10 protein-coding genes and 1 other annotated feature are annotated in these 12,992 nt (G+C 46.6%); of the genes, 3 read left to right on the forward strand and 7 right to left on the reverse strand.

Annotation, left to right across the window (positions count from 1 at the left end):
- Position 1: 1 nt before the first annotated feature.
- Together GLV98_RS19300 and GLV98_RS19305 are read right to left on the reverse strand one after the other, a co-directional pair.
- Positions 2-1,333, reverse strand: coding sequence for a cytochrome ubiquinol oxidase subunit I (locus GLV98_RS19300; RefSeq protein ID WP_160917623.1), 1,332 nt, complete (start codon positions 1,331-1,333; stop codon positions 2-4).
- Positions 1,334-1,399: 66 nt separating this feature from the next.
- Positions 1,400-2,176 (reverse strand): class I SAM-dependent methyltransferase, encoded by a 777-nt coding sequence (locus GLV98_RS19305; RefSeq protein ID WP_160917624.1) that lies wholly within the window; start codon positions 2,174-2,176, stop codon positions 1,400-1,402.
- An 807-nt stretch (positions 2,177-2,983) separates the two neighbouring features.
- Positions 2,984-3,211 (forward strand) — a binding site (T-box leader).
- Between the two features lie 99 nt (positions 3,212-3,310).
- Here GLV98_RS19305 and ileS point away from each other — a divergent pair.
- Together ileS and GLV98_RS19315 are read left to right on the forward strand one after the other, a co-directional pair.
- Positions 3,311-6,400: an isoleucine--tRNA ligase gene (gene ileS, locus GLV98_RS19310; protein WP_160917625.1), complete on the forward strand. Its 3,090-nt coding sequence runs from the start codon at positions 3,311-3,313 to the stop codon at positions 6,398-6,400.
- 108 nt (positions 6,401-6,508) lie between these two features.
- The gene (locus GLV98_RS19315) at positions 6,509-7,123 is read left to right on the forward strand and encodes a PH domain-containing protein (RefSeq protein WP_160917626.1); all 615 of its coding nucleotides are present in this window, start codon (positions 6,509-6,511) and stop codon (positions 7,121-7,123) included.
- Positions 7,124-7,163: 40 nt separating this feature from the next.
- On the opposite strand, the gene GLV98_RS19320 is transcribed toward GLV98_RS19315, so the two are convergent.
- From GLV98_RS19320 to nadB, 5 genes are all read right to left on the reverse strand, one after another.
- On the reverse strand, positions 7,164-7,640 hold the full coding sequence (locus GLV98_RS19320) for a hypothetical protein (protein ID WP_160917627.1): 477 nt from the start codon (positions 7,638-7,640) through the stop codon (positions 7,164-7,166).
- Between the two features lie 105 nt (positions 7,641-7,745).
- A complete protein-coding gene (locus GLV98_RS19325) occupies positions 7,746-7,928 on the reverse strand; it encodes an H-type small acid-soluble spore protein (protein WP_115824538.1) in 183 nt (60 codons plus the stop codon).
- 192 nt (positions 7,929-8,120) lie between these two features.
- Complete coding sequence (nadA, locus tag GLV98_RS19330; RefSeq protein ID WP_160917628.1) at positions 8,121-9,221, reverse strand: quinolinate synthase NadA; 1,101 nt, start codon at positions 9,219-9,221, stop codon at positions 8,121-8,123.
- Positions 9,218-10,069: a carboxylating nicotinate-nucleotide diphosphorylase gene (gene nadC / locus GLV98_RS19335; RefSeq protein WP_160917629.1), complete on the reverse strand. Its 852-nt coding sequence runs from the start codon at positions 10,067-10,069 to the stop codon at positions 9,218-9,220. Before nadC ends, nadA begins: the two co-directional genes overlap by 4 nt.
- The gene (gene nadB, locus GLV98_RS19340; protein WP_202410144.1) at positions 10,050-11,615 is read right to left on the reverse strand and encodes an L-aspartate oxidase; all 1,566 of its coding nucleotides are present in this window, start codon (positions 11,613-11,615) and stop codon (positions 10,050-10,052) included. The genes nadC and nadB overlap by 20 nt, the downstream gene beginning before the upstream one ends.
- Positions 11,616-11,712: 97 nt before the next feature.
- On the opposite strand from nadB, the gene GLV98_RS19345 reads away from it, so the two are divergent.
- The gene (locus tag GLV98_RS19345; protein ID WP_160917630.1) at positions 11,713-12,834 is read left to right on the forward strand and encodes an IscS subfamily cysteine desulfurase; all 1,122 of its coding nucleotides are present in this window, start codon (positions 11,713-11,715) and stop codon (positions 12,832-12,834) included.
- Positions 12,835-12,992 lie beyond the last annotated feature (158 nt).

The raw sequence follows: 12,992 nt of genomic DNA on the forward strand, positions 1-12,992 counted from the left end.
CTTACGCTTCCCGGGCATCCAAATCTTTACGGACTGGGTTCCGTTTGAAGTAATAACGCATGACAAAACCGGTGACAAAAAGCAACGTGATGTAAAGAGTCATGAACAGGTAGAAAAGAAAACCAACACTGTTGGATTTGGTCGCCGCTTCATCTGTACGCAGTACTTCATTGATGGTCCATGGTTGCCGACCGATACAACTGAAGCACCAGCCCGCTTCAATGGCAAGCATGGCGAGCGGTCCACTTACAACGAGCATAGCCAAGATCCAGCTTGGAAACTCTTTTTTTAGGACGTGTTTCCAGAACAAAGCGATGAATGCAACGAGAATGAGGACCGTACCAATCCCGACCATGACATTGAAGAGGATGTGGACATAGAGCGGCGGCCATAATTCTTCGGGCCATTCATTGAGTCCCATCACTTCTGTATCCAAACGATCACCAGCAAGAAAACTGAGTGCGTAAGGGATTTCGACCGCATATTTCACTCGTTGATCCTCCAGAGAAGTATATCCACCAACGGATAACGGAGCGTATCGTTGAGTTTCGAAAAGTCCCTCCGCAGCTGCCAATTTACGTGGATTGTATTCATGAAGCATCTGTGCTGTTTCGTGCCCGTTGACCGCTGTTGCAAGAGACATGAGCGCACCGAAGTAAAGAGCGATGGTCAGTGCTTTTTTATGGTAAGCACGCTCAGCTTTCGTGATTTTCCTTCTCATGAGCCGGAGAGCGGCAATCGATGCGACGAGAAAGGCAACCGTCATGTAAGCAGACAATGTCACGTGAATGGCGGTGACTCCGAAACTTGGATTAAAAAAGGCAGCCCACGTATTTACATCTGTGACCTCACCATCTGGTGTAATGTTGAAACCTGCAGGTGTGTTCATCCATGCGTGAACATCAGTAATTAATATAGCTGATGCTGTAGCACCTAGCGCGACAGAGATAATACTGACGAGTCTCAGTGTTGGCGGCAGGCGATCGGCCGCATACAAGTAGATGGACATGAACACAGCTTCAATGAGAAAAGCGAAAATCTCCATTTGGAATGGCAGAGCAATGACTTGTCCTACAATTTCCATGAAATCTGGAAATAAGAGTGAGATCATGACACCGACAATGGTTCCTGAAGCAATCGATACAGCCAATAAAATAGCGAAACCTTTCGTCCATCGTTTCGCCATCAACGCATAATCCGGGTCTTTTTTTATAAAGTGCAGGACTTCCGCGATGATGATCATGACCGGAAGTCCAACACCGATCGTTGCATAAATAATATGGAACCCAAGCGACGTTCCGAACAAAGCCCGGGCCATTACGACGATATCCATTGATCTCCACCTCACATACAAATTCAATACCTCGCTTATTTTTCCAATGTGATGGTGGATTATTCGTCAGGAGGAATGTTTTTCTACCACTACCATATACTCATCAATCGCGAAAGATTGCACATGATCGTTTTCTTCATTAATTTCAAAGTGGCTCTTTGCCTCAGCGGGTGCTTGTTGAAAAAGTTCTTCAACGGCTTTTTGGTCTTCTTCGTTGTCTAATGTACGTCGTACCCAGTCTGGAAAAGGCATGGCCTTTTTGCGTGTCAGATGCTTCTTGACGTTCAAATGGTTATTGCGGAAGAGTTTTTTCCATTCACTGATTTTTAGAGCGCGGACATGGCTGTAATCCCGTTTCTTTTCAAAACGATTATAAAATTCATCCAATGCATCATCTTCAGGTGCCACGTTGTCGATCATTAAAAACCTGCCGTTATCTTTTAAAACGCGTGCCACCTCCTTGATGAATTGGTGCGGCGAAGGGAAGTGGTGGGGGGCGATACGGCAAGTGACAAGATCAAAACTCCCATCGAGAAAAGGCAATTGTTCAGCATCCGCGACAACGTATTCGATATTCTGTTGGGAAGTTAAGTGACGGGCGGTGTTTTGCAGCATGTCTTTTGTGAGGTCTGTAGCGAAAACTGTACCGCAATGAAGACTTAAGGCTTTCGCGACATGACCGCCTCCCGTAGCGATATCCAGTGCTTTGTCGGAGGGGGAGGGCTCCAGCCACTCAATGATTGCATCAAGGTCGGATTGTTTTTTATGTGTCGAGCTATCGACATACGCCTGTTTGTTCTTCGAAAATACTTCCTGCACGTGACGTTTCACATCATCTGACATCCGTGATCCCTTCTTTCCTAATATTCCGCTCTGTTAAATGCTGATTTGTGTTTGCAGTTATTGAAGAATATGGCAGGATTGTGGAAGATTTGATTTCGAGATGTTTCGGGGTTCGTTGCTTGGGATGAGCGTCAGGGGTGGCTGGGAAGCTACTCGCTTTCCTGTGGGGGAGTGGTGAGCTTCCTCGGACTACGTCCTGTGGGATCTCACCTATCTCCTTTCTCCCACGGAGTCTCGCAGCTTCCCAACCACCCCATCCGTCTTATGTGGGTAACGAACCCCTATACCGAAGGAGACTGTCTTCCACTACTCTGGTATTATATGCATAAAGCGCTCTATAGCAGTCTTTACGAACCCAAAATAGCCAGCGTGGGAGTTGGTTTTTCTTCTGTTTTCACTGGGATAAAAGCTACTTATTCTGGATGCGGTTTCGGGACACTTATATGGTAAAGGGGCGGAGGGGAACGGTGAGACTCCTATGGGACGTGTGGGACAGGTGAGACCCCGGAAGGCGTAGCCTGAGGAGGCTCACCGCCCGCCCCATGGAAAGCGAACCTTTTCCCGGAGCCCCTAAACTCCAACAAACATCTCGAAACTGAGTCTTCAACAATCGGGAGCTTATCTTCAATATTTAACAGGGGTTATTTTTATTGTAATCAAAACAGGTGATTGGCGATAATATGGGATTTTTATAGAAAGTGATAAGATAAAGTGAATACGTATAAGCTTTTAAAAAATGGGCGAGGATGAGGATAAGAAAACTTTGACATACAAAAGATTACATTGTAGGATATGGAGAAGATACGTATAGTTTCGTTGACGAGAAGAGTAGGCTTTTATTTCTGTCTCAAGAGAGTCGCTGGCAGGTGGGAAGCGATGGCGGATAATAGCTGAAGATCATCTCTGAGAAGTTCTGCTGAAATGATACAGAGTAAGTGGAACCGGTGGGCGGCCGTTATCCGTTATGTGAACCGAGAGCCGTGCACAACGTGTGCGGAATATGGGTGGTACCGCGGAATCAAATCCGTCCCTGTTTTTATAGCAGGGGCGGATTTTTTATTTTGTTCCTGCCGTCACTAGGAAGTTCGTAATCATTTTTCTATACAAAAAATCAAAGGGTAAGAGGTGGAAGAAATGCGCAGTGTCAATACGAAAGAAGCGGCTTTAGACCGCGAAAATCGTGTCAAAGATTACTGGAATAAAGAAAATGTCTTCCGTCGCTCCATGAACGAGCGCGAAGGTGCAGAAACATTTGTTTTTTATGAAGGACCGCCGACAGCCAACGGCCTTCCTCACGCTGGTCACGTGCTTGGCCGCGTGATCAAGGACTTTGTCGGACGTTATAAAACGATGCAGGGCTATCAAGTACTTCGTAAGGGCGGCTGGGATACACACGGTTTGCCGGTTGAGCTTGAAGTCGAGAAACAACTTGGCATCTCCGGAAAACAGCAAATCGAAGAGTACGGCGTAGAGAAGTTCATTGAGAAATGTAAGGAAAGTGTCTTCAACTACGAAAAAGAATGGCGCGAATTCACGGAATCCATCGGCTACTGGCTGGATATGGATGATCCGTATGTCACTCTTCAGGACCGTTATATCGAAAGTGTCTGGTATATCTTGAGTGACCTTCACAAGCGCGATCTGCTTTCTAAAGGCCACCGTGTTACGCCATACTGCCCGAGCTGTCAGACGACATTAAGCTCTCACGAAGTGGCGCAGGGATATGAAGATGTCAAAGACCTTTCTGCGACGGCGAAGTTTAAAGTGAAGGGTTCTGAAAATGAATTCTTCCTAGGCTGGACGACGACGCCTTGGACATTGCCAGCCAACGTAACGCTAGCTGTTCATCCGGATCTTGACTATATCAAGGCGAAGAAAGATGGCGAAGTGTACATCGTTGCAGAAGCTCTTGCTGAGAAGAACCTTGGGGAAGAGTACGAAGTCGTTTCCAAGCATAAAGGGAGCGAATTCAAGGATGTTGAATATCAGCCGCCATTCCCGTTCGTTAAGCCTGAACGTGGTCACTTCGTAGTCGAAGCAGACTTCGTTAACGCCGAAAGCGGTACAGGTGTCGTTCACATCGCACCGGCTTATGGTGAAGATGACTACAATTTGGTGAAAGAAAACAACTTGTCCTTCTTCAACGTCGTTGATGGTCAAGGTCGATATACAGAGGATATCCCTCCGTTTGAAGGCCGATTCGTCAAAGACTGCGACGTCGATATCGTGAAATACTTGGCGAACGAAGGACTTCTTTTCCATAAAGAAAAATATGAGCACAGCTACCCGCATTGCTGGCGTTGCGATTCTCCATTGCTTTACTACGCAATTGAGAGCTGGTTCATCAAGACGACCGAACTGAAAGATCAGTTCATCAAAAACAACCAGGAAGTCACATGGCATCCGAACCACATCAAAGATGGCCGCTTCGGTAACTTCCTTGAAAACATGGTTGACTGGAACATTGGCCGTAACCGTTTCTGGGGAACACCACTTCCGATCTGGATGTGTGATTCTTGTGACCACCAGTACGCACCGCACAGCAAAGCGGATCTACAAGAAAAAGCGATCGGCGATATCGGTGATGTCGAGCTTCACAAGCCTTATGTTGACCGCGTGCAGGTAACGTGTGAAAAATGTAACGGCACAATGAACCGTGTACCAGAGGTCATCGACGTATGGTTCGACTCTGGTTCTATGCCATTTGCCCAGCAGCACTATCCGTTTGAAAACAAGGATCAGTTCGAGAAGCAGTTCCCTGCAGACGTCATCTGTGAAGGAATCGATCAGACGCGTGGATGGTTCTACAGCTTGCTTGCTGTTTCTACACTATTCACTGGTAAAGCACCATACAAGCGTGTCCTTTCTACAGGTCACATCCTTGATGAAGAAGGACGCAAGATGTCCAAGAGTAAAGGAAATGCCTTGAACCCGACGGATCTTGTTACAAAATTCGGTGCCGACGCTTTCCGTTGGGCCTTGCTTGCTGACAGTGCACCTTGGAACAACAAGCGTTTCTCCGAACGTGTCGTCATCGAAGCGAAATCGAAAGTGATCGACACGCTCGTGAACACGCACGGTTTCTACACGTTGTATGCGAATATCGATGGTTACACGTTCGATAAAAATGAAGAAGGCGAAAAGACTTTGCTTGACCGTTGGGTTCTTTCCCGCCTGAACAGTGTGACAGGAGTCGTAGAAGAAGCCTTGAACGACTACGACTTCACGAAAGCTGCTAAAGCTCTTGAGAAGTATGTCGATGAAGTAAGTAACTGGTACATCCGCCGTTCCCGCGACCGTTTCTGGGAAGAAGGCATGACGGAGTCCAAGAAAGCAGCTTACCATACGCTTCACGAAGTGTTGGCACAGCTGAGTCAGCTGATGGCTCCATACACGCCGTTCCTTGCTGACGATATCTATCAAAACTTGACGGGTGAAAGTGTGCACTTGGCGTACTTCCCGAAAGTAGACGATACGGTTGTCAACACACAGCTTGAAAAAGATATGGATGCTGTACTGCAAGTCGTTGAGCTTGCTCGTGGAGTCCGTAATACAGAGTCCATCAAAACGAAGCAGCCATTATCTGAGCTTGTCGTCATCCCGGTCAACCAGGATCAAGGAAAAGCGCTCGAAGAATACAGCAGCATCATCCGTGATGAGATCAACGTCAAAGAAGTGGTCGTGAAGCAATCTTCTGATGATCTTGTCCGTTATGAAGTGAAGCTGAACTTCCGTGCGGCAGGACCTGTCCTAGGGAAAAACGTCGGCGTCGTGAAAGGCTACCTTGAAAAGCTTTCAGACGAAGAAGCAGCGAAAATTGTCCAGGACGAAAAAGCCGTTGTACCGACAGGAGACGGAGAAGTCGAAGTGACGATGGATCTATTGAACGTAGAACGCGTCGCGGATGCTGGACTGTCCATGGGGTCCAACCAGGACTTCCACGTTGTGCTTGATACGAACATCACAGAAGAGCTTCGTCTTGAAGGCCTCGCGCGTGAAGTGATCCGCGTCATCCAGGATGAACGTAAACAGCAGGACCTTCCGATCGATCTTCGTGTCGACATCGCCCTTGATGGAGATGCAGACGTAAAAGAAGCGATCCAACAAAATGAACAGCTGATCCGTGAGAATGTTCTAGTGAATGATTTGACGGTCGGTGAAAAAGAAGCGATGAAAGAGTACACAGTCGGTGACCACCAGCTGAAACTAGCGCTTCAAAAATAAAGAGAAAGGCCTGAGCATGTTGTGCTCAGGCCTTTCTGATTTTCAAAAGGATTTGAGGTTGTTGTATCGAAATAAACTAATGAGTACAACTATTCAGGAGGTATGACCATGTTCAAAAAAATGGCGAGTGATGCATTAGGGTTGAGTGACATCGGAAAAATCATCAAAAAAGAAGACTTCGATAAAGCCCAGTCTGATGATTTTGTATTGACGGAAGACGGGGAGAACATCCATTTTTTAATCAAGTCAAAAAGTGATGAATACTGCTTTACGAACCGCGCGCTCATCCACCTCGATGGTGAAAAAGCGACAAGCAGCAAACGTAACATCAAACGCTATGACTATTATCAGCACCCGATTCGCAATGTATCTGTGGAGACGGCGGGGACGATCGATTTGGATTTAGAAATCAAGTTTTACATCGGCGATCAGTATATGAGCATTGATATCGCAAAGGACGAAGGAGAAGCCATCGCGGACTTGTATAAATCCCTTGTATCGATCTCTCATATCCAAGAGGAAAACCAGCGGCAGGCGGCTTTTGCCAAAGACAGCATCGGAATGGCTCAGGATCTCATCCATGACAACAGGTTCCATGAGAATGATATATCCAAAGAATTCGGTGAAGCGGCAAACTTCGCGTATGATTGGTTCACACAAAAATACAAAGAAAATACCCGCAAAGATTTTGATGAGGTGTTTGAGAAGTATATCCAAAATTAAAAGAAAACCCGGATCATGTGTATGATGATCCGGGCTTTGTTTAATTTCCAGTTTCTCTGAACGCTTTTTCGGTTGCGACAAAGCTGAGGAGGGTGGAAATATCTCCTTCCTCTGATTCACAATTGCTCACATACACCATAGGCCCGCGTTGAGTCATGTATTCACAATCGAATGTCCCAGCAGGAGAGGACGGATAGGCTCCATAATTATTAACGAAACGGATGGTCTCTCCATCGTAAGAGAAGGAGTTTTGATAATGGGAACCGTCCGGATTGAAGATGGATACGGCAATTTCGTCTTCCGCTCCTTGCTCTACGTTATGAATAAAAGCGGTCATGTCTTTGATATTTTCAACTTTCAGTGCCCCATTCTTGATTTGATCAAATTGTTCGGATTGATGTTCAACGATGACATGGCCATCTTTCTTCGCATCCTCAATGGTGTAAGGTTCTTCCGTTTCCCCTTCAGAACATGCAGCTACGAATAGTATGCCTAACCCCCAAAGTATTTTTTTCATAAAATCCCCTCACCTAATGTAATATATTTCCATTATCATATATGTGGTCGAAGATGTACACACCTAAAAAGAAAAGCCGCCTCAGTTCTGAGTGCGGCTTCTGACTTATTCTTGTTCTTTCAATTCGTATAATGGAACCTTTTGAACGATATTCGGCTGATCCGTCGGATGAATGCGCGCCATTTCGTTACGTTCGATAACCTCTTCGATGTAAATTTCACGGTCTTCGTGCATAACCGGGATCATGTCTTCAGATTTGAAGATTTCTTTTGCGCGTTCTTTGTTCATCTCAGCAACCCTCCTTTTAAACGTAATATTCGCAAGAAAGGGCTGCGGTATTCTCCGTAAAAAACGTTAAGTCACTTTCGTTGGGAGTTAGGGCACTTTGGGAGCGCGTTAAGTCACTTTGGAGAAAGTTAGGGCACTTACCCTCAGCGTTGGGTCACTTTCAATGAGAGTTAGGGCACTTTCATCCTCCATTCAAGCCCGAATCAACATTCGATCCAACGCTTTGCGTGCATCAGAAGCAACAGAAGAATCGACCCGTATTAAGTTCTGAGGCTGACCTTCGGCTATCGATTCAAGAGACCAGGCTAGGTGCAGGAGGTCAATGCGGTTCATCGTCAGACATGGACACATCCTCGGGTTCAATGAAATGATATGCTGTTCCGGGTGTTCCTGAATGATGCGGTTGACGAGGTTCATTTCAGTTCCGATTGCCCACTCACTTCCAGGTGGAGCGTTCTCAATCGCCTGGATGATAGCGTTAGTGGACCCTGAGAGGTCGGAAAGCTCCACGACTTCGCGGCTGCATTCTGGGTGGACGATGATTTTCATGTTCGGGTGGTCCGTACGAACTTGTTCAACATTGGCTATTCTGAAATTCTCATGAACGGAGCAATGTCCTTTCCATAAAATCACCTTGACCGCTTCTAAAGGACCGTCATACAGGAGTTCTTCGATAATCGGATCCCAGACAGCCATTTGATCGAGCGGGATGCCGAGATCGTACGCAGTATTTCTTCCCAAATGTTGATCGGGGAGGAAAAGGATCCGTTCTTTCTGGGAAAATGCCCACTTCAGCATATCTGCAGCATTCGAAGAAGTGACGGTGGCTCCGCCATTTTTGCCAACGAAAGCTTTGATGGCCGCTGTTGAATTCACATAGGTGAGAGGAAGGATGGTATCATCAAAAAGTTCCATGAGGCGCCCCCATGATTTCTCCGTCTGTTGGATATTCGCCATATCTGCCATCGAACATCCTGCACGCATATCGGGAAGGTAGACGTGCTGGTCCTCGCGCGTCAGTATGTCTGCTGTCTCCGCCATGAAGTGGACGCCGCAAAAAACGATGGCTTCCGCTTCGTGTTGGGAGGCGGACAGCTGCGCAAGTTTCAAAGAATCTCCACGAGCATCAGCAAATTGGATGACTTCATCTTTTTGATAATGGTGACCAGGTAAGAAAAGTTTCTCTCCCATTTCTTCTTTTACTTGGAGCACTATCCGCTCAAGTTCCGTTCTTTCCATTGTCTTATACCGGTCAGGGAGCGTATGCTGTTCAATCGTTTCAAAAAGGTTCATTGTACTTCCTCCTTTGTTGTGGCTACACGGGCGCTGATATCAAGGGCTCTCACGGAATGGGTCAAGAATCCGAGGGAAATATAGTCAATCTCAAGGCCTCGGTAATCGGGTAAGGTTTCGAGAGTGATGCCTCCAGATGCCTCTGTTGTAATCGAAGAGGGGACCAATGAAGTGAAGGATCTAATTTCCGCTGGTGTCCGGTTATCGAACATAATGATATCGGCACCTGCTTCTATAGCCTCCACGACCTGATTTTCCGTTTCTGTTTCCACTTCAATTTTGACGGTATGACCTACAGATGCCTTCGTCCGGGCGATCGCTTCACGAACAGAACCAAAAAATGCGATATGGTTATCTTTCAGCATGACGGCATCGTAAAGGCCGAAACGGTGGTTGTAACCTCCACCGGTACGGACGGCATACTTTTCGAAAGACCGCAATCCTGGGGTGGTTTTGCGGGTGTCACAAATCCTGATGTTCTCATCATTCAAGGCTTTTACGGCTTTGTGTGTCAGTGTGGCGATCCCACTCATGCGTTGAATAAGGTTGAGGATGACGCGTTCCCCTTTTAAAAGCTCACCCACAGGACCATCGATGGTGGCGATCGTGTCTCCTGTACGCATCCAATCTCCGTCATGAATATAGAGTTCGACCGTAATGGTAGAGTCGAGCATCTGATAGCCATCGGTGATGACGTCTTCCCCACAAAAAACCCCTTCTGCTTTAGAGGTAAAGGTCAATCTCCCATGATGATCTTTCGGAAATAAAAAGTCGGTACTATAATCATGCTCACCAATATCCTCTGTGAAAAAGGCCTCTAACTGTTGTTTACGTCTCCACTGATTCATGGAATTCCCCCATTTCTAATGTTCTCTGCCTGATGATTTGTTTGTTTTGCCAGTCCAACTGCTCTTCAGGAAAATCGCTGCGATAATGGCCGCCGCGGCTTTCCTCACGATCAAGGGCGGATCGTGTAATTAACCAGCTCGTTTGCAGCATGAACAGTCTTGTCATTTGCTCGAATGTGAGCATACTTAAGTCATACTCCCTCCATGCAGAAGGCGGGAGGAATGATTCTAACCATTGGAGGTGGTTGAATAGCATTTCTCCATCTCTTACGATGCCGACACCTTCCATCATCCGCTCTTGAATTTCGGTTTTGGATGGAAGTCGGAAAGGAAGGGGGGGTCTTTTCTCATTGGCTTCCGTTGATGGAAAGTGAGGAGTCCCTCGATTATTTAAATGGTTGGCTAATCTTTTTCCATAAACCAACCCTTCAAGCAGGGAGTTGCTTGCCAGTCGGTTGGCTCCGTGCACACCCGTACAAGCGACTTCTCCAATCGCATATAAACCTTCGACTGTCGACCTCCCAACCATATCCGTCTTCACTCCACCCATAGAAAAATGACAGCCGGGCGCTACTGGTATTCGTCCTTTTTCTATATCCACTCCGTGCTGTAGGCATAAGTTTGTGATATGGGGAAACCTTTTTTCAAACTTGACTACATTCCTTATATCCAAATAGACGTTTTCCCCGTTTTTCCTTCTTTGATAAATCGTTTGGGAAACCACATGCCTCGGGGCGAGGTCTCTCAGAGGATGGACGTCTTCCATGATTAGCGTTCCATCTTCATCAATAAGAACAGCCCCTTCTCCGCGCACCGCTTCAGAGATCAACCCAACCGGCTTTTTTTGTATGTACAAAAGGGTGGGGTGGAACTGGATGAATTCCATGTCTGTGAGTTCCGCGCCTGCTTGATAGGCGAGAGCCATACCGTCACCGGTAACCGAGGAGGCGTTGGATGTGGATGAGTATAATTGTCCGCACCCTCCTGTAGCAAGGACGGTATGAGGAGCGTGGAATTCATGAATTCCAGAGGCATCCTTGCTTTTCACTCCAAAACAACTTCCGTCCTCATTGGTCATCAATTCGAATACATAATGGTTTTCAAAAATATCGACATGAGGAGGGAGGGATTGCATCAAGTAATCCATTAGAACTTTTCCAGTTTGGTCTCCACCTCCGTGAACGATGCGGTTCTGGGTATGGGCGCCTTCTTTTCCAAGAGCGAGGGTGTCCTTTTTTTCATAATCAAAAGCACATCCATCTGTTTCCAATTCTCTTATGATTTGAGGTGCCTCTTTAGTCATCATGAGTGTTGCTTGATGGTTGTTCATCGAACGGCCAGCGATGACTGAATCGACGAAGTGATAAAAAGGATGATCATTGTCGCCTATGGCTGCAGCAATTCCACCTTGAGCTAAACGAGAATTCCCATGACCGAGCGAGGACTTTGTGATAATAATCACATTTTTGTCCGCAGTAAATTGTCGGGCAAGTTGTAAGGCCGCTACGCCACTACCAATGATGATGAGATCTGCGGTCCGTATCATGAATATATCCCCCGTAACTATACATGTGTATTTACACTTATATTTACACAATGTTAAACTATTGACAAGAGATTTGAGTCAAAAAGGAGAGAGAAATATGGAAGGGTACTTTGATTATGCGGCCACATCCCCTATGGATGAGGGTGCGCTGGAGGCTTATATTCATGCTGCTCGTAACTATTTTGCGAATACGAAAAGTTTACATGATCCCGGAACAAAAGCTCATGCGTTATTGGAACATTGCCGGAATACAATGGCAGGGTTGCTGGGGATCGAACAAGAGGGTGTTTATTTTACAAGTGGGGGCACGGAAAGTAATGAACTTGCGCTGGAGGCTCTTTTGAAAGCGGGGAAGGGGAATCACATCATTACTACGGAGGCTGAACATTCTTCTGTGCGGAACCTTATTCACAGCTATGAAGAAGAAGGTTATAAAGTAACAAGGGTGCCTTTGGATGAAGCGGGAATCATCAATGTGGAAGATGTTCAAAGAGCGATTCAACAGGATACCGTCGTCATGGCGATTCAGCATGTGAATTCCGATATCGGTACGGTGCAGCCGGTCCAGCATCTCTCTGAACTTTGCCGGACGCACGGCATTCTTTTTCACAGTGACTGTGTCCAGTCTTTTGGGAAAATGCCAGTAGAGGAAGTGGCTCCTTATGTCGATAGTCTTTCGGTCAGTGCACACAAACTATACGGACCGAAGGGGGTAGGGGCGGTTTACATCCGGCCGTCCCTTTCGTTTCAACCTAAAACTCCAGGAGGCACGCATGAAGGAGGAGTAAGAGCAGGGACCGTGAATACACCAGGCATTGCTGGATTTACGGTTGCCGCTGAAAAAATGGTGAAAGAAAGACATCACAACCAGTCGAAGATTATGGAACTGAAACAAACATTTCTGAAAGCTGGAGAGTGGAAGCTGGTCGGTCACACAGCGGATAGTGCTGTACCGATCATCGGTCTGCTTTTGCCTGAAATGGAAGGACAATTAGCGATGCTTGAAGGGAATCGTCACGGATTTCATTTTTCTACGGGCAGTGCCTGTCGTACAGGTAACCCCGAGCCGCCAGGTACACTGCTAGCGATGGGCTATGATACAGAAGAGGCCAAGTCTTTCATTCGTCTCTCTTTCAGTCATCACCAGACGAATGACCAGGTGGAGAAACTGGCCCTGTTTTTAAGTGGGTTACGTAAGCCCACCGTGGCTCGGTCATGATATTTCAGCTTCTATGATTGTACCTGGCACCGAGCTGGTGAATAGACGTACCAGGTACCATCGAGAAGGATACGCATACCTGGTACCAAAGTGTGGAAAAACGGTGCCTGGTATGAAGGTTTTACCTTCTGAATCATAGTTTGTCCTTTTCGCTCATA

The sequence above is a fragment of the Halobacillus litoralis genome (assembly GCF_009856415.1).
In the GTDB taxonomy this organism is placed as follows: domain Bacteria; phylum Bacillota; class Bacilli; order Bacillales; family Halobacillaceae; genus Halobacillus; species Halobacillus litoralis_C.